Raw genomic sequence first — 17,541 nt, 5'->3', positions numbered from 1 at the left:
AGTAAGAATAATAACATAATTACCTCATGGAAAAAGAGAAGTAGCTATTATAATGAACGAAATTTATCGAAAAATCCGATATCTTGCATAGAATTTTGAATGGTCAGGGGCCTTAGAGAGCCGATAAGGGGAGTCCTTGCTTAGTAAATTGATTGTGGGTCTTCTTTTCACCTCCTGCTGCACTTGTCCGGAAGGTTCATTATCTATACCCGAGCACTTCTTCACTATTCTCTAACGCCAGTCGGTAATAGTGCGCAGATTTTTTGTAAAAACCGGTTTTTTCATAATAAGCGGCAGTTGTTTTCGCATATTTCATGATTTTCCGGGACTCCTTGCTGGCTTCAAGACGAGGGAAGAACTCTTTCTCAAGAAACCTCTCCCATTCATCTTTCCCGGTAGTGAGAAAATGACGGAAAAACTTCATTTCCTGTATCGGTGTAAGTCTGTCGGAGAGATCCTTCAGTAAATAATCGAAGGTATCCAACAGTTCTATACAGGAAGACGTATCCTTTTGTTCATACCTTACTTCCAGAAGAAGTACTAGCGAATAAGCGAAACTCTCCGTACTGTTGTCTTTATGATTCATCGCTTCGGTGAGATGGGCGACGGCCTGCTCATAGTTTTGCATCCGGACATACATATTAGCGAAATTATGCTCGATAATTCCGAGGAATGACGGTAAGTCCAGAAATTCAGCCAGTGCTTTCGCTTTTTCATAATGGAAAAGGCACGTCGGGAAATCACCGATTCTACTGTGACAGATGCCGAGCTGGATATGAACCTTCATACACTGTTTCGGTCGGTAGTGAGACTGGAAAATTCTCAGTGCCTCTTCCGCATTATAAAAACATAGTGATTCTTTCCTAAGAGTGTATAGAACGAGTGAGTGAAGAAAATGCAGATCGGCCTTCTCGAGTTCGTGAAAGTTTATCCCGGAATATTCCCGCAGCGCCTGGTTGAAGTGATACTCTGCGTAGTCCGGATTTGAGGCAGACCAGTGGTAATTACCGATATGTTTATGGAATAGAAAACGTAGACGAGTATCCAGGTGGTCCGAGAACTGTTCGGAGAAATTTACGGACTCGCGGGCTTTATCCAAATCAGGATTCGTCAGAAAATGCCGGATACGTTTGATATGGAATTCGAGTTGTAGAGGGAAAGGGGTCATTTCCGTTATATAATCGAGTAATGAGTGATAAATATCCCGAGTTTTCTCTTTATCGTTTTCAAGAAGGGGAGACTCCCACTCGAGGAGAAGACTTTGAATCGTGGAAGTTTCATCTTTTTGCTCTGAATAATCGACTCCTACCCTTTGATAAAGCAGGGAGAGGGTCTCTTCGTTCGCTTCAATTTTACCGTTTTCGATACGTGAAAGGTAGGAGGTAGATACAATGGATCTGGCTACCTCTTCCTGGCTCAAATTTTTCTTTTTACGAAGGTTCTTCAGTATTTTCCCCTGACCCATATCCCTATTCTCCTTCCGCTACTGTGCAACTGTAATTTCATTCAGCTGACGTTATAGACAGTTGATATTTCCACCTGTGGTTAAAGTGATGATATCATAGAAACTATTAGGAAAAAAGAAGGGGTTCTTTGTTACAAAAAGACACAAGATAAACCTTGATGGAGGTCGGAATGTTTTTATCGAAGGGTCTGTTATGGTTTATTGTTGATTTTCATCCCTACGGATGGAAGCTTGCTGCGGGCATGACGTGGGCTACCGGAATTTCCCTTCATTCGATTCCGGTAATTTTCCGTCTATGTTCTCCCGCAGGCATCTCCACCCTTCCTTCTAACATCAACAACCGGCTTTAACAGAGTGTTTTCGAAAGAGAATGGGGGATTTAAAGTTTGCTGAGGTGAGACCGAAGTCGGTGATATACGGGTTTTGTTGATTGATACTACTCTAGAGGAAATGATGATATGAAAGGAGAAGCGGTAATGTTTGTGAAAAGAGCGGAAGATAAGCATGTCGAAGGTATTTCGAAAGTTTGCCGGGAAGGTTGTTTGGATACATATAAAAATCTTCGTAGTCAGGAAAATATCGAACGGAACAACCGGACTTTTTATAATTACGAACGGATACGGCAGGAATTATTCGAACAGCAAGGGTGGGACGGTTATTACGTAGCTGTCGAAAATGATGAAGTTGTCGGAGCTATCGGAGGCGGCATGACAGGAAAGACGAGCAGTGAAGTGTATGTCCTTTATCTTGATCCCTCAAGACGCGGGGAAGGGATAGGATCGAAGTTACTGGAGGAACTGACGTCCGTGCAACAAAGGAAGGGAGCTTCAGAACAATGGGTGTCTGTCCAGAAAGGGAATTATAAAGGTATTCCTTTCTATGAAGCACGCGGATTTGAATATGTGGAAGAGCGGCCAACTTATTCGAACGAAGGCGGAGAGGGCTATGTGTCGCTCCGATATAAACGAAGACTTTAAATATAGGAGAGAGGGAGAGAAAATGTCCGAACTTTTCATTTCTGTACTTACGCTCATCCTGTTGCTTGTTTCTGTTCCATTTCTGATACATAGAAGAAAAAGACATGGCATCACTGGTTTCAAAACGCTTCTGACGCCTATCTGTTTTTACTCAGTCGCTGTGGTACAATTGATTGCTATCTGGTTGGACGCGAAGGGGCTCTGGATGTGGTTAGTTATGATGAGTCTCCTTGTAGCAGGCGCATATTTCACGAAATATATGGAAGTGATAAAAGAAGTGTAATCAATGGGAACAAACGCCCGCAGCAGGTGTCTATTTTCTTTCAGAGCAAAAATGATATGGTATAATGATGATGTAAATCTCGACCTGTCCCCCATGTTCTGCACATCAGGTCGTAGGCACATGTTTCTGTGTCAGGCAGGTGAAGAAGATCTTTATTCGTTTATGTCTTTAGTGCAGAATGATTTTCAGGTAAAGGGGAGAAGAAGATGGAAGAACAGATTTTGAATTATCTAAAGAAAATGAGTACTGACTTTGAAGAGTTGAAAGAAGACGTTCATTCATTGAAGGACGACAATCAATTATTCAGAAACGAGATCGCTTCACTGAAAGAAGATAATCGCATGGTGCATGAAGGGTTCGAATCACTGCGAGAGGACAATCGTACACTGCATGAAGGATTTGCTTCCTTAAATGAAAGGACACGTTCTTTGCAGACTAGCATAGGTTCCTTGAAAGAGGGTCATCATTCTTTGCAGACTAGCATGGGTTCCTTGAAAGAGGGTCATCATTCTTTGCAGACTAGCATGGGTTCCTTGGAAGAGGGTCACAACTCTTTGCAGACTAGCATGGGTTCCTTGGAAGAGGGTCACAACTCTTTGCAGACTAGCATGAGTTCCTTGGAAGAGGGTCACAACTCTTTACAGACCAGCATGGATTCTTTAAAAGAGGGTCATCATTCTTTACAGACCAGCATGGGTTCCTTGGAAGAGGGTCACAACTCTTTACAGACCAGCATGAGTTCCTTGGAAGAGGGTCACAACTCTTTACAGACCAGCATGGGTTCCCTGGAAGAGGGTCACAACTCTTTACAGACCAGCATGGGTTCCTTGGAGGAGGGTCACAACTCTTTACAAACCGGCATGGGTTCCTTAAAAGAGGGGCATCACTCTTTACAAACCAGCATGGATACCTTGAAAGAGGGCCATCACTCTTTGAAATCTGAAATGCATGAGCGATTTGACGGGGTAGAGGCGAAACTCGAAGGTGTAGGGAAGCAGTTCGAACAGACGAACGAAACCCGGTTGAACGAATACGATTTTGTGTTGAAAAAAGTGAACGACGTCGAGAAAGACGTATATATGCTTAAGAATAAAAATAGAGAATGATTTGAACTCCTACCGCAGAGAAGCCTCTGCGGTGGGGGTTTTTAATTTCACCAGGTGTACCGTTTGTTTTGTCGACTTGTGTGGTGATAGCCGTGTCCAAGGATTTGGTTCCTGAAGTTACAATGAATAGGTGGATATAATTCGACTGACTGGGGACGTTTTTCAGCAGAATCTCTAATGTAAGAAAAGTATTCTTCCACAGGCCCTTTACGATAGTTGATCTCAAGGATTCTAAAGTTTTGGTCCTCTTTATTTAATTTATATTCCAATAAGAAAATCGTCCTACCATCGATACTGGTGACAGGTTGGATCAATTCAGCGTCTATGCGCTTTTTAATGATCGTACAAAGAGAGGCAGCGCCTGTACTGACAGCTCCTTCTGTAACGTTTTCAACTTCCTTCATAAATTAGGTAGTCATGTTCCGGCTCAATAGATGACAAGTTTTTATGTGGAATCAACCCTTGTAATACAAGGTGCATCGTTATACAATGTAACAAAAGTTACCAGTGATTTGAATGAAGGCATCCAAAGCGTTCTATTCTAAAACAACAGGAGGAGTTCACAGATGGACAGGGAAATCATGAAAGGAAGTATCGACATATTGATGTTGAACCTGATCAGTCGTCGCGACCGGTATGGGTATGAAATCGTACAGGATCTGAAACAGCAGAGTGAAGCACTCTACAATATGAGCGAAGGGACGCTGTATCCTGCGTTGAAACGTCTGGAGAAGAAAGGGTGGCTTTCTTCTTACTGGTCGGAAACTGCTAGTGGTCGCCGGAAGTATTACCGGATTACGACTGATGGTAAAGAGGTGCTAGATAAAAAACTGGAAGACTGGAAGAGTGTCAATGATTTAATCATCAAAACGTCGGAGGATTTATCATGAAGAACCTGGAGAAACATGTGGAACGTATTCTTGATCACATGCAGAGCCCGGAGGAAGAACGGGGAGAGATTCGCGAGGAACTTCTCTCCCATCTTGAGGAGTCCTACACTTATTATAAAAACCAGGGGAATTCGGATAAACAAGCAGAACGGCATTCTTTGGCTGATTTCGGGGACCCGGACTTGATCGGGAAAGGCATGCAGGAAAGTATGTATCCCTTTTAACGTCGGCTGCTTTATGCCATAGGCGGAGCAACGATTCTCTATGGAGTATTGTTTTATTTGTTCGTGGTGTTTTCAAGTGGTGAGGAATACCTATTCTGGCTATTGATTCAGTTCCTCACAGGTAGTTCGGTTGTTTTGGCTGGTATTAATATCGCATGGATGGGAAGGCGCTACTGGCTTTTAAATGTAATAGTAATGGTCTCCGCTATCTGGAATGGATTCAACATAACGATTGTAGTTTATACTACCGGTTTCGTCATCTTCAGTATTTTCAGTATCCTGCTGATTGTTGCTGCACTCATTTTTATCGTGCGTAACTCCTATTTATCCTCCGATGTCACAGATATCTCTGAACGCGAGCGTTTTGCAAGAAAAGTCAGCTACACGGTAAACGTCCTGTTCGGAGTGATGATCGCAGGTGCCGCTTTGTTTTTTTCTTTCGCTTTTATGGTGTTCGGAGGAGTCTCCAGTATCCTTCTCATACCGGCAGGAGCGATTGTCGCCTGGCTGATCTTTTTCCGCTGGCAGATGAGATGGATCAGGGTAAGTCCTGTTTCTGCGATGGTCGGTGGACTGGTTTTTCTTTTGGCGGTCGTGGGAGGACCATTTTTAGTCATGTACGTAATGTAAGGGGGAAGGATGATGAAAACGAAAAGGAAAAATATCTTTTTTCTCACAGGAATTGTTGTTTTGTTCGGTCTGTTGTATGGAGCGGGAGCTTATTTTGCGGAGGGACCTGAAGGAAAAAACGGGCTTGCAAGGGCGCCGGCACTGTCATCAGATGGAAAGCAACTGGCGTTTGTTCATTATAATGAAGGAATGTCGTCACTATATACGGTGGAGGCAGCAGGAGGAGAAGCGGAAAAACTGATCCAGGCAAAAGAGGGAAAGGAAGTGACTGACCCCGTTTTTTCTCCGGATGGAAGTAAAATCGCTTATTTAAAAACGTGGCGGAGAGAGGGGATCCCCTATAGTCAACTGATGATGTACGACCTCGAAAGGGAAAAGAACTATCCCGTACAGAGTTCAGATGCTTATATTTCAAAAGCTGTATTCGCACCATCGGGCGATACGCTCTATGGTACAGAAGGAGCAGAATACGACGAACAACCGCAGGGTGATGGATTTTTTGCGAAGAACTACGATGTTTACGAAATCGATCTTGCATCAGATGAGAAGAGGAAGCTCACTGACATGGAGCTGACATCTCTTTCTTCTATTGAGGTGTTTCCTGAAGGAGAGCGCTTGCTTCTTTCCTATTATGAATATGGAAAAGGTGATAGAATCCAGATCTATAATAGAAATACGAACGAAAGGGAAACTATAACAGCGGAGGCCTCTTATGAATCAGTGGCGATGGAAGGACCTTCATATGGAGCACCGGCGATTTCTTCTGAAGGAAACCGGTTTGCCTTCTCGGACGTAACGCGGACGACAGATGGAACGTACGAATATGAGATCTTTTCTATGAACATAGACGGTACGGACGTGAGACAGGTGACGGAATTCTATGAAATGACCACGGAACCTGTCTATTTTCCAGACGGAGAGAGGATGCTTGTGACAGTCGATCAGAACTTCGCAGGGAAAACGGAAGAATATGAATACTGGACGGTCGATTTGGAAGGGAATGGCCGAGATAAAATAGAAATAGATATAACGGAGGAGGGATAAGGTTGAAGCTGGTATTTTATATGCTGGCCGTGCTTTCAGCTATCTTCACCGTATCGGTCGTCTATTCTCTTTTCGTCTATGAGGATTTTCGCCTGCTGGATGCTGCAGCAGTGGTTGTGTTTGTATGGCTGGCATCGATAGTAAAAAGGTGGAAATCCTGAGGTAGTGAAGAGTTTATTGGGTATGGATTATTCCTTTTCTTGTAATATGTAAAAACTCTACGGAAAAGGAGGATCTACCTGATCGGGTTATTAACTTTCGTCGTTTTTCTGATCATAAGGTTAAATTCGTTTGGAAACTTTTGTACTGAAATCAGGGGAAGAGTTCACTTTACGCATCTTTCTTCTCGTTCTAGATACTACTTGCTAGCGACTGGTGAAAAAAGTACTCAAAAATGGTAAGGGACAATATGGAAATCAGGCTGGCCGTAAATACCTCATCCTTGCAAGTGCAAGAGAGATCAGAAATACAATCCCGAAAGATACCTCAACCCCTTATACGAAATAAATGGAAGAAAACCGAAAATATTCAAGAATCTTATAGCGAATAATCATACATTCCTCACAACATAACACTTTCTCAAGTTATACTTATTGCAGATTCGCCAAAACTGTTTTGTCCTGCATTTTCCTGCAGAGAAGATACAGGTCAATGGAGTTTGAAAAATATGTGAAACGGAGGAAAGGTCGTGTTCGTAAAGGGAAGGAAAGTGAGTTTTTGATTTGAGGGGGTAAACCATGGAAGAAACAAAAAATGGAAGAAAAATCCTTCTGACAATAGGTTGGTTATCCGCTATATTCGCGCTTGGAGTTATTCCGGTATTTTTAGGGCCAGTCGCGATTTGCATAGGTGTGGTATTGCGCAGAGATTATGACTCAGCCAGACATGGAAAAATGTTGATATCAGCTGGAATTATTGGAGGAGTCGTAGGATTTTCCCTAGGATTCATGCTAGTATGAGTTTTCATAATTTTTGATTAAATATACAGGAAACCTGAAAGAGGTGATCCGATGGAATTTTCGGCGAAATCGGAAAGAAACATCCTTGTTTTCTTTCTGTTGTTGAGCGTTTTAAGCGCCATCCGTAGCAGTTACATAAATGTGATGATCGTTTACCTTTGTGTCGCCACCTTTTTACTTTTTGGCTTACTGCTAAGTTTCCGTCTGAAGATTGAAGGTAGCCGCTTATCTTACGTAGTGTTTATAGGAAAGTTGAAGGTCTACCGAAGCACAGTTTCACCTGAAAATATCAAGAAAATAAAGTTCAAACGTACCGGGTGGATGGGAAAAATGGTGGTGATCCAATTGAAGAAAGGAATTAACTGGAGGGTTCTTCATTTTGAATCCGAGGAAACTTACAGGGAATTAGAAAAGTATGCAAACCAAATGGAGATTCCTGTCATGAAAGCTAAAGATTATCTGGTTTTGGAAAAATAATTGCACTAAGAGGAGGAAGAGAAATGGGATTCGCCATCGCAGTGCTGTCCGTTCTTTCGTCAGCAGCATTTCTATACTATATGGGGAGATCCGGATTCAAATGGGGAGAGAATAACGAGAAATGAATAGGAATTCAAGAAAGTTTTTTATATTGTCCCAATTCGTGAATGTCAGGGAAGGTGAGTTGTAATGATTCTGCATGCGGAAATTCAGGGAAAAGGCGAAACGGTTGTTTTTCTCCATAGTGGATTACAGACAGGAAAAACGGACTTCGTGCATCAGAAAGAAATGCTGAACAAGGACATGAGAACAATCGCTCCGGACTTGCGCGGGCACGGTAATTCTGAAAGTGATGAATTAAGCAATTATTTCGTGGATACAGCAGAAGATTTGAAAGAAACGATGGATCATTTGGAAATCGATCACTTTCATTTGGTGGGGTGTTCATTGGGAGCCATAGTAGCTATCATTTATGCAAAAAGATACTCAGCTTCTCTTTTAAGTCTGACGTTATCAGGGGTGACTGCAGATAAACCGGAAAACTGGAAAGAACTTCACGAAGCGGATGTCGCCATGCAGCGACAGCTTCTGGATAACGAGGAACTGAGTGCAGAACTGGATGAACTACATAACTCGGACTGGAGACAGTTTATACACATGGGTGCAAATGAGAACTGGTATCCATTTGAATATACTGCTGATTTAAAGGAAATCGAGACACCGATTCTTATCATAGTAGGAGAAGGTAATAAAAATGAAGTGATGACCGCATCGAAGTATCAGCAATTACATGATAATGTGCATGTTGGGGTTATTCCTTTTGGTATACATTTGATTCATGAACAACAGTATACGATATATAATGAAATGCTGGAAAATTTTCTTCACAGAAACCGGGAAGACTAGTATGTGGATTATAGAATTAGTCGAGTTGAGTGAAATGCATCCATTACCTTATAATTTTGATATCGTTCATCAGGGCTCCATTAGTGACGAAAGATTAAAGTAACACATGATACTTATGGAAAAGAATTGCGGAGAAACGGAACGATGATAAGAGAGTGAAAGAAAACGGAAACAGTATTTGTAAAATTCCAAACATATGATATGATGAACGTATATTCAGGAGGAAGGGGCTGATGTATGCATAATTTGCGTGAAGACATCATTCAGACAGCTCTCGAATTATTTGATACCTATGGCTTCCACCGCGTCAGCGTCAATCAGATCGTAAAAGCGGCTGGAACTAGTAAAGGTGGATTCTATCATTATTTCCAGTCGAAAGACGAGCTTCTTTTCGTCATCCATGACACCTTTATTACATATGTCCTGAAAGAAGCCGAGGTAGCCACTAACACACACCACTCACCCACCGATCAGATACAGGCGATCATCCAGGCGTTCGTACACGTTTTCGATTTGTATCAATCCCACATCACAGTATTTTATCAGGAAAGTAACTACGTCGATTCCAGCTATGAAGAAGAGATCAACCGAAAACGGGATCGGTTTAAAGAAAAGATTTTCACCGTTGTCAAGGAGGGGCAGGAACAAAGAGAATTCCGCCACGAACTTCCTGCAGAAGTTACCGGTATGGCGATTCTCGGTATGGTCAACTGGATCAATAAATGGTACCGCCGGGACGGAGAGTACACGATCGAACAAATCGCCGATGTGTTCACAGACCTTGTCCTGCATTTTCTGCTTCCGGGTCATCAGGGCCTCCCGTAACAAGAAACGAATTTTTTTTACGATAAAAAGTAAGCGGTTTCAAAGTCGTCCGTCATTCACCGACCAACCAGTCGGTCTTACAAGATTAAAGGAGGAAATCAATGAATTTTGAACTGACGAAAGAACAGGAAATGACGAGGAAAATGGTCCGAGATTTCGCTGAAGAAAAAATCGCTCCGAGAGCTGTAGATATCGATAAGCATTCAGATTTTCCGGACGATCTGTTCAAGGAGATGGGGAAACTCGGGATGCTTGGCATTCCGTTTCCTGAGAAATACGGGGGGAGTGGTGGCGATACGATCACTTATGCTTTAGCGGTCGAGGAGATCGGGCGCGTCTGCGGTTCGACTGGTCTCAGTTACGCAGCTGCTGTGTCTCTCGGGGCCAGCCCGATTTATTACTTCGGAACGGAAGAGCAGAAACAGGAATTTCTCATCCCTCTCGCTAAAGGAGAAAGTCTTGGATCTTTCGGTCTCACAGAACCGAACGCGGGATCTGATGCCGGCGGTACGCAGACGAAAGCAGTTCTCGAAGGGGATCATTATATCCTGAACGGCGAAAAATGCTGGATCACCAACGCCGAGTATGCCCGCTCGATCACTGTAACCGCTGTTTCCGGAAAAAGGGATGACGGGAAAAACATCATTTCCGCTTTCATTGTGCCCAAAGATACTCCCGGCATGAAGATCACCAGTCCGTATGACAAGATGGGCGTCCGTGGATCGAACACATGTGAGATCGTGCTCGAGGATGTGAAAGTACCGAAAGAGAATATTCTCGGCGACCCGGAGAAGGGATTCGGCCAGTTCCTTCACACGCTGGATGGTGGACGGATTTCGATTGCAGCGCTAGCTGTCGGGGTGGCACAGGCTTCTCTCGACCGCGCGCTCGCTTATTCGAAAGAACGCCAGCAGTTCGGTCAGTCGATTTCGAAGTTCCAGGCGATCCAGTTCAAACTTGCGGACATGGCTATGGAAGTCGAATTAGCCCGAAACATGGTTATGAAAGCAGCCTGGCTGAAAGATCAAGGGAAACCGTTCACGAAAGAATCGGCTTACGCCAAGCTATTCGCTTCCGAGACGGCGTTCCGTTCCGCCAATCAGGCCATCCAGATTCACGGAGGTTACGGCTATATGAGGGAATACGAAGTGGAAAGATACTTGCGTGACGCCAAACTTCTTGAAATAGGCGAAGGGACTTCTGAAATACAGCGTATGATCATCGCCCGCCAGCTCGGTTGTTAAACACAAGAAAGGAGGGATTCTGATGTCGTTGTTACAAGTTACGATGGGCGAATTGCTGAGGCAAAAAGCTGAAGCGCATCCGGAAAAGGAAGCGTTTGTGTTCCCGGAGCGCGGTCTTCGCGGCACATATCGAGACCTTGATGAATGGACGGATGATGTAGCGAAAGGGCTGATGGCGCTAGGCACCCGTAAAGGGGATCATTTCGCAGTATGGTCCGACAACAAGCCGGAGTGGCTGGCGGCTCAATTCGCTTCCGGAAAGATGGGCGGAGTGCTGGTTACGGTCAATACGAGCTATAGGGCGAAAGAACTGGAGTATCTTCTCCGTCAATCTGATACGGAAACGCTCATTATGGCGGAGTCCTTCAAAGGAACTTCCTATCTCGAGGTTCTGAAGGAGATTTGCCCGGAACTGGAACATTCGGAAAAAGGCGGGCTGAAAAGCGAGCGACTTCCTGCGTTAAGAAATGTCGTGGTGCTTGGTGAAGGGGAATATCCGGGTTGTTACACGTGGCAAGACGTCATCGACAAAGGGAAAGCTGTGACGGATGAAGAGCTCGAAGAACGGGAGCACACTCTCTCCTATAAAGACGTTATCAACATGCAGTACACCTCAGGGACGACCGGTTTTCCGAAAGGGGTCATGCTCAGTCACTACAACATTGTGAACAACGCAAATCAAGTGGCGGATTGTATGAATATGACGAGCGAAGATCGATTATGTGTCCCGGTCCCTCTTTTCCACTGTTTCGGATGTGTGATGGGAACCATCGCTACTGTGGCAAAAGGAGCGACGATGGTCGTGCTTGAGCAGTTCGATCCGAAACTGGTGTTGCAGGCGGTGAAAGATGAATCGTGCACCGCCCTGCACGGGGTACCGACGATGTTCATCGCCGAGTTGAATCACCCGGACTTCGAATCCTTGAAACCGACGACGCTTCGTACAGGTATCATGGCAGGCTCGACATGCCCGATGGAAGTCATGAAGAGCGTCATCAAGGACATGGGAGCAGAGGAAGTGACTATCGCCTATGGACAGACCGAATCTTCCCCGGTCATTACGCAGACGCGGCCGGATGATCCGGTCGATATCCGCGTGAGGAGTGTGGGCCGGGCCCACCCGAATGTGGAAGTGAAAGTGATCGACCCATCAACAGGAGAAGAAGCGGAATACGGTATGCCCGGAGAACTTTGTACCCGGGGGTATCTGGTGATGGAAGGGTATTATAAAAATGCGGAAGCGACCGAGACGGCGATCGATCCGGAGGGATGGCTCCACACAGGAGATATCGCCATCATGGATGAAGAGGGGTATGTAGAAATTACCGGGCGTATGAAAGACATGATCATCCGTGGCGGAGAGAATATTTACCCGAGAGAGATCGAAGAGTTTCTGTATCAGCATCCGGCTGTGTTAGACGTGCAGGTCATCGGCATCCCTGATGCCACATACGGGGAAAAGATCATGGCCTGGGTCATCCCGAAAGAGGGAGCGGATGCGACAGAGGAGGATATCCGGGGCTTTTGTGAAGGAGCGATTTCCAAACATAAAATCCCTGCCCATATCTCTTTCACGGAAGAATACCCGATGACCGCCAGCGGCAAAATACAAAAATTCAAACTGAGGGAAGCGGCAATTGAGATAGTCGGAGACTGAAAAAAGGATGGGATTAGTGATGTTTGAGAAAATTCTGATCGCCAATCGTGGCGAAATCGCTTCGCGGATCATCCGCAGCTGTAAGCGGCTCGGCGTCCGTACGGTCGCTGTCTATTCGGAAGCGGACAGCAATGGTCTGTTCGTCGAGGAAGCGGATGAGGCTTATCTTATCGGTAAGCCGCCGGTGAAAGAATCGTATTTGAATATGGAAAAGATACTCGAAATCGCAAAAGAGAGTGGAGCAGAAGCGGTGCATCCGGGATACGGTCTGATGAGTGAAAATCCGGAATTCGCATTGAAGACGAAGGAAGCAGGGTTCGTGTTCATAGGGCCGACTTCGGACGTTATGGGAATGATGGGGGACAAAATCGCCGCACGAAAAGAGATGACAGCAGCGGGGGTTCCGGTGATTCCTGGTACGGAAGAAGCCGTCGCAGATGCAGAAGAAGCGAAGCGGATTGCAGAAGACTTCGGGTATCCGGTCATGTTGAAAGCCTCAGCCGGTGGCGGGGGGATCGGTATGCAGGCGGTCTATTCCCCTGAGGAGCTTGAGAAAGCATTCGAAGGAAATCAGAAGAGAGCTGCTTCCTTTTTCGGGAATGGAACGATGTTTCTCGAAAAAGTGATCGAAGAACCGAGGCATATCGAAATCCAGGTGCTAGCTGACGCTCACGGTAATGCTGTTCATTTATTCGAACGGGAATGTTCGATTCAACGGCGCCATCAAAAAGTGGTCGAGGAAGCCCCTTCCCCTGTATTGACGGAAAAGACTCGCCAGAAAATGGGGGAAGCCGCACTGAAAGCGGTTCGGGCTCTCGGTTATGAGAACGCCGGTACGATCGAATTTCTCGTAGACGACGACGAAAACTTCTATTTCCTTGAAATGAATACCCGACTTCAAGTCGAACACCCGGTCACAGAAGAAATCACCGGTGTGGACCTCGTGGAACAGCAGCTGCGGGTAGCGAGTGGAGAACGACTGGAACTGACTCAGGAAGAACTTGAAATCAACGGTCACGCGATTGAAGTACGTATTTATGCTGAAGATCCGGACAACTTCTTCCCTTCTCCCGGCAAAATAACGGAGGCCCGATTTCCGGAAGGAGAAGGTATACGACTGGAATCAGCAGTACATGGCACTTCGGAAGTCACCCCGTTTTATGATCCGATGATAGCAAAGCTTATAACCACCGGGAAAGATCGGAATGAGGCTATCGAAAGAATGAAGGAAGCATTAGAATCCTTCCACATTGAAGGCATCAAAACGAACATTCCGATGCTTGAGAAGGTTGTGAGCCATGAAAAGTTCAAAGACGGAGAAACGAAAACATCATTTGTAGAAAAATACTATAAAGGAGGACGTTGAAGATGGAAGTGAAAGCATCGATGGCAGGAAGTGTATGGAAAATGAACGTATCACAGGGAGATGAAATCAACCAGGGAGAAGATGTAGCTATTCTCGAATCGATGAAAATGGAGATACCGATTCCTGCTGAAATGACAGGGAAAGTGACGGAAGTGAAAGTAGCTGAAGGGGATTTCGTAAATGAAGGAGATATTCTGGCCATATTGGAATAGGGGAGGCGCTTATGCTGCAATTGCCGAAACAGGTAACGATAAGGGAAGTCGGTCCGCGCGATGGTTTGCAGAATCAATCGGAAGAAGTGGCGACTGCTGATAAAGTCGAGTGGATCAACCGCTTATCAGAAACAGGACTCCGCTATATCGAAATTTCTTCTTTCGTCCATCCGAAATGGATCCCGCAACTGAAGGATGCGCGGGAAGTCGCTGGAGCGATCCGTCGTGATCCGGGTGTGACGTATGCAGCTCTCGTGCCCAACCGCAAAGGGCTGGGGGCTGCTATAGAGAAGAACGTGGATGAAGTCAGTGTGTTCATGTCCGCAAGTGAAACACATAATCAGAAGAATATAAACAAATCGATTACAGAAACGTACCCTGTATTGGAAGAAGTCGTACAGGAAGCGAAACAGGCCGGAAAAACAGTAAGGGGCTACGTATCTACGGTCTTCGGCTGTCCTTATGAGGGGGACATAGATCCGGAAGCGGTCTTCCGTGTAAGTGAACGTCTGTTGGAAATGGGAATTGATGAGCTATCGCTCGGAGACACGATCGGAGTGGCAGATCCGAAACAAGTCGACGAATTTCTTACAGCGATGAGCGGACGCCTGCCCTTTTCCAGAACAGCCATGCATTTTCATAATACGTCGGGAATGGCCCTGGCTAACGTTCTCGTGTCGCTCAATCACGGCATCACGATTTTTGACAGTTCGTTAGGCGGCCTTGGAGGCTGTCCCTATGCAGAAGGCGCTAGCGGGAATCTCGCCACCGACGATCTTGTGCACATGCTTTCACGAATGGGAATCGAGACCGGGATTGATGAAGAAAAGCTGGCGGACGCAGCCGCCTACATCCAGGAAAAGGTGCACGGAGAGCTTCCGAGCCACCGGGTTCAGATAGCGAATAGGAAAGGAGGATGAGTGATGGCGAAGACAGTGACGATAGATAGAGCTGATGAGTATGCAGTGATTGTGACACTGAACCGGCCGGACGCAGCGAACTCGCTTTCGCATCAGATGCTTGATGAACTTCAGGAAGCGGTGAAATTCATAGAAAGTGACAGAAACGTTCGAGTCGTTTTGCTTACAGGCAGTGGAGCCAAAGCCTTTTGTGCCGGAGCCGATCTGAAAGAGAGAAAAGGGATGGACGATGAGGAAGTCATAGAGACGGTGGAAAAAATAGGCGATACGGTGAAAATGGTCGAGGCGCTCCCTGTGCCTGTCATCGCCGTGATGAACGGTGTGGCGTTCGGAGGAGGACTGGAACTCGCTCTTGCCTGTGACTTGCGTATGATCAGTTCTGTCACCCGTGTCGGTCTGACGGAAACATCGCTCGCGATCATCCCTGGAGCAGGCGGAACACAACGGCTATCCCGGCTGATAGGAAAAGGAAATGCGAAAGCGATGATCTACACGGCGAGACCGGTAGAGGCGGAGCGGGCTTATAGCCTTGGAATTGCAGAGTATATGCATGACCCTCAGTTCCTTATGGACGAGGCACTCGAGCTTGCAGGGACGATAGCACGAAATGGACCGATAGCAATACGGGAAGCGAAAACAGCGATAGATTCCGGGATCGAAAAAAGTCTTGAAGAAGGTTTGAAGAAGGAAAGCGACTCATATAGAAGAACCATACCGACAAAAGACCGGAAAGAAGGGTTGCAGGCTTTTTCTGAAAAACGGAAGCCTCACTACAGAGGAGAATGAAGGAGGAGTACAATTGGCAGAGAATCAAAGGCTGAAAGAAGCTAAAGAACAAATAGCTTCCGGTGGACTGGAAAAATACCACGAGAAGAATGAAGAGAAGGGTAAAATGTTCGTCCGGGATCGGCTGGAGAAGCTATTTGACGATAATATCGACGTCGAGGATGCGTTTTTCGCCAATAATCAGGAAAAAGGTCTTCCGGCGGACGGAGTCGTCACAGGAATCGGGCGAATCAATGGAGAGAAAGTATGTGTAATGGCCAATGATTCCACGGTGAAAGCAGGCTCGTGGGGCGCGCATACTGTGGAAAAAATCATACGGATCCAGGAGACAGCTCTGAAACTTGAAATTCCGATGCTGTACCTCGTCGACTCCGCGGGCGCCCGGATTACCGACCAGGTGGAGATGTTCCCGAATCGCCGCGGGGCCGGGCGTATCTTCCATAACCAGATCAAAATGTCCGGACGCGTGCCTCAGGTATGTCTGTTATTCGGACCATCGGCAGCCGGAGGAGCATACATACCGGCGTTCTGTGACATCGTCGTCATGGTGGACGGTAACGCTTCCATGTACCTCGGCTCCCCGCGCATGGCGGAAAAGGTGATCGGAGAAAAGGTATCCTTGGAAGAAATGGGAGGCGCGAATATGCACTGCTCGGTCTCCGGGTGCGGCGATGTACTTGCTGAGAATGAAGAAGAAGCGATCCAGTTCGCCCGTCGTTACTTAAGTTATTTCCCTGCGAATTTCAGAAGCAAGCCCGGGCACGAAGAAGGGAAGGGGCCCGCTTCTTTCGAAAAATCGGTAGAAGAGCTCATCCCCGATAATCAGAATGCTCCGTTTGATATGTATGAACTGATCAATCGGCTGATTGATGAAGATTCATTCTGTGAAATCAAGAAGAAATTCGCTCCCGAACTGATTACAGGTCTGGCCAGGATAGACGGAAGGTCGGTGGGAGTCATCGCCAATCAGCCTCGAGCCAAGGGAGGAGTACTCTTTCCGGACTCCGCGGATAAAGCGGCTAAGTTCATGCAATTATGTGATGCCTTCAACATTCCGCTTCTTTTCCTCGCCGACATCCCCGGATTCATGATCGGAACCCGGGTCGAGCAGGCAGGTATCATCCGTCACGGAGCCAAGATGCTGGCGGCGATGAGTGAGGCGACGGTTCCGAAGATCTCCGTCATTGTAAGAAAAGCGTATGGAGCCGGGCTTTATGCGATGGCCGGTCCGGCATTCGAACCTGATGCGTGCCTAGCCTTACCGAGTGCTCAAATCGCGGTAATGGGACCAGAAGCTGCCGTGAATGCCGTGTATGCGAACAAAATCGCGGAACTCCCGGTAGAAGAACGGCCATCGTTTATCAAAGAGAAACATGAAGAGTATAAAGAGAATATCGACATCTACCGTCTGGCTTCGGAGATGGTGATCGATGACATCGTCCAGCCTGATCAGTTAAGAGATGAACTTGTGAAAAGATTTGATATGTATGAAGATAAAAACTTTTCGTTCACTGAACGTAAACATGGCATTTACCCTGTATAAAGAAAAGACCGTTTCCCTGCGTATTTC

At 46.1% G+C, this 17,541-nt stretch carries 22 protein-coding genes; 20 read left to right on the top strand and 2 right to left on the bottom strand.

Annotation, left to right across the window (positions count from 1 at the left end; all coding sequences use genetic code 11):
- Positions 1 to 199 precede the first annotated feature (199 nt).
- The gene (locus BW944_RS07550; protein WP_076558349.1) at positions 200 to 1,465 is read right to left on the bottom strand and encodes a helix-turn-helix transcriptional regulator; all 1,266 of its coding nucleotides are present in this window, start codon (positions 1,463 to 1,465) and stop codon (positions 200 to 202) included.
- Between the two features lie 170 nt (positions 1,466 to 1,635).
- Here BW944_RS07550 and BW944_RS07545 point away from each other — a divergent pair, with 170 nt between their 5' ends.
- From BW944_RS07545 to BW944_RS14870, 4 genes are all read left to right on the top strand, one after another.
- Positions 1,636 to 1,815: a hypothetical protein gene (locus tag BW944_RS07545; RefSeq protein ID WP_076558348.1), complete on the top strand. Its 180-nt coding sequence runs from the start codon at positions 1,636 to 1,638 to the stop codon at positions 1,813 to 1,815.
- A gap of 126 nt (positions 1,816 to 1,941) precedes the next feature.
- Entirely contained in the window at positions 1,942 to 2,442 is a 501-nt protein-coding gene (locus tag BW944_RS07540; RefSeq protein WP_234983141.1) for a GNAT family N-acetyltransferase, read from the top strand.
- 22 nt (positions 2,443 to 2,464) lie between these two features.
- On the top strand, positions 2,465 to 2,725 hold the full coding sequence (locus BW944_RS07535) for a hypothetical protein (RefSeq protein ID WP_076558344.1): 261 nt from the start codon (positions 2,465 to 2,467) through the stop codon (positions 2,723 to 2,725).
- A 206-nt stretch (positions 2,726 to 2,931) separates the two neighbouring features.
- Positions 2,932 to 3,831, top strand: a complete 900-nt coding sequence (locus BW944_RS14870) for a coiled-coil domain-containing protein (RefSeq protein ID WP_143525685.1) — start codon at positions 2,932 to 2,934, stop codon at positions 3,829 to 3,831.
- A 47-nt stretch (positions 3,832 to 3,878) separates the two neighbouring features.
- Here BW944_RS14870 and BW944_RS14865 read toward each other — a convergent pair whose 3' ends face one another.
- Complete coding sequence (locus BW944_RS14865) at positions 3,879 to 4,235, bottom strand: hypothetical protein (RefSeq protein ID WP_143525684.1); 357 nt, start codon at positions 4,233 to 4,235, stop codon at positions 3,879 to 3,881.
- A 162-nt stretch (positions 4,236 to 4,397) separates the two neighbouring features.
- On the opposite strand from BW944_RS14865, the gene BW944_RS07525 reads away from it, so the two are divergent.
- From BW944_RS07525 to BW944_RS07455, 16 genes are all read left to right on the top strand, one after another.
- A complete protein-coding gene (locus tag BW944_RS07525) occupies positions 4,398 to 4,721 on the top strand; it encodes a PadR family transcriptional regulator (RefSeq protein ID WP_076558342.1) in 324 nt (107 codons plus the stop codon).
- Positions 4,718 to 4,945, top strand: coding sequence for a permease prefix domain 1-containing protein (locus BW944_RS07520; RefSeq protein ID WP_076558340.1), 228 nt, complete (start codon positions 4,718 to 4,720; stop codon positions 4,943 to 4,945). The genes BW944_RS07525 and BW944_RS07520 overlap by 4 nt, the downstream gene beginning before the upstream one ends.
- A 57-nt stretch (positions 4,946 to 5,002) precedes the next feature.
- Positions 5,003 to 5,575 carry a hypothetical protein gene (locus BW944_RS07515; RefSeq protein WP_143525683.1) on the top strand — a complete coding sequence of 191 codons (573 nt, stop codon included), beginning with the start codon at positions 5,003 to 5,005 and terminating at the stop codon, positions 5,573 to 5,575.
- 12 nt (positions 5,576 to 5,587) lie between these two features.
- Complete coding sequence (locus BW944_RS07510) at positions 5,588 to 6,619, top strand: LpqB family beta-propeller domain-containing protein (RefSeq protein ID WP_076558337.1); 1,032 nt, start codon at positions 5,588 to 5,590, stop codon at positions 6,617 to 6,619.
- Positions 6,620 to 6,621: 2 nt separating this feature from the next.
- The gene (locus tag BW944_RS15015; protein WP_159438196.1) at positions 6,622 to 6,780 is read left to right on the top strand and encodes a hypothetical protein; all 159 of its coding nucleotides are present in this window, start codon (positions 6,622 to 6,624) and stop codon (positions 6,778 to 6,780) included.
- A 576-nt stretch (positions 6,781 to 7,356) separates the two neighbouring features.
- Positions 7,357 to 7,578, top strand: coding sequence for a hypothetical protein (locus BW944_RS07505; RefSeq protein ID WP_076558335.1), 222 nt, complete (start codon positions 7,357 to 7,359; stop codon positions 7,576 to 7,578).
- A gap of 141 nt (positions 7,579 to 7,719) precedes the next feature.
- Positions 7,720 to 8,055, top strand: a complete 336-nt coding sequence (locus tag BW944_RS07500; protein WP_143525681.1) for a hypothetical protein — start codon at positions 7,720 to 7,722, stop codon at positions 8,053 to 8,055.
- Positions 8,056 to 8,244: 189 nt separating this feature from the next.
- Positions 8,245 to 8,961 (top strand): alpha/beta fold hydrolase, encoded by a 717-nt coding sequence (locus BW944_RS07495; protein ID WP_076558332.1) that lies wholly within the window; start codon positions 8,245 to 8,247, stop codon positions 8,959 to 8,961.
- Positions 8,962 to 9,198: 237 nt separating this feature from the next.
- Positions 9,199 to 9,786 carry a TetR/AcrR family transcriptional regulator gene (locus BW944_RS07490; protein ID WP_076558330.1) on the top strand — a complete coding sequence of 196 codons (588 nt, stop codon included), beginning with the start codon at positions 9,199 to 9,201 and terminating at the stop codon, positions 9,784 to 9,786.
- A 101-nt stretch (positions 9,787 to 9,887) separates the two neighbouring features.
- Complete coding sequence (locus BW944_RS07485) at positions 9,888 to 11,030, top strand: acyl-CoA dehydrogenase (protein WP_076558329.1); 1,143 nt, start codon at positions 9,888 to 9,890, stop codon at positions 11,028 to 11,030.
- Positions 11,031 to 11,052: 22 nt separating this feature from the next.
- Positions 11,053 to 12,687, top strand: a complete 1,635-nt coding sequence (locus BW944_RS07480) for an AMP-binding protein (protein ID WP_200806502.1) — start codon at positions 11,053 to 11,055, stop codon at positions 12,685 to 12,687.
- 19 nt (positions 12,688 to 12,706) lie between these two features.
- Positions 12,707 to 14,053, top strand: coding sequence for an acetyl-CoA carboxylase biotin carboxylase subunit (locus BW944_RS07475; protein ID WP_076558327.1), 1,347 nt, complete (start codon positions 12,707 to 12,709; stop codon positions 14,051 to 14,053).
- A 2-nt stretch (positions 14,054 to 14,055) separates the two neighbouring features.
- Entirely contained in the window at positions 14,056 to 14,265 is a 210-nt protein-coding gene (locus tag BW944_RS07470; protein ID WP_076558325.1) for an acetyl-CoA carboxylase biotin carboxyl carrier protein subunit, read from the top strand.
- Positions 14,266 to 14,276: 11 nt separating this feature from the next.
- Positions 14,277 to 15,185: a hydroxymethylglutaryl-CoA lyase gene (locus BW944_RS07465; RefSeq protein WP_076558323.1), complete on the top strand. Its 909-nt coding sequence runs from the start codon at positions 14,277 to 14,279 to the stop codon at positions 15,183 to 15,185.
- A 3-nt stretch (positions 15,186 to 15,188) separates the two neighbouring features.
- The gene (locus BW944_RS07460) at positions 15,189 to 15,971 is read left to right on the top strand and encodes an enoyl-CoA hydratase-related protein (RefSeq protein WP_076558322.1); all 783 of its coding nucleotides are present in this window, start codon (positions 15,189 to 15,191) and stop codon (positions 15,969 to 15,971) included.
- A 13-nt stretch (positions 15,972 to 15,984) separates the two neighbouring features.
- Positions 15,985 to 17,514, top strand: coding sequence for an acyl-CoA carboxylase subunit beta (locus tag BW944_RS07455; protein ID WP_076558320.1), 1,530 nt, complete (start codon positions 15,985 to 15,987; stop codon positions 17,512 to 17,514).
- The last annotated feature ends 27 nt before the right edge of the window (positions 17,515 to 17,541 follow it).

The organism is Salimicrobium flavidum, from assembly GCF_900156645.1.
Taxonomy (GTDB): Bacteria; Bacillota; Bacilli; order Bacillales; family Halobacillaceae; genus Salimicrobium; species Salimicrobium flavidum.
Note: the sequence above shows the minus strand (reverse complement) of the source record. Positions and strands in the feature narration are given on the sequence as shown.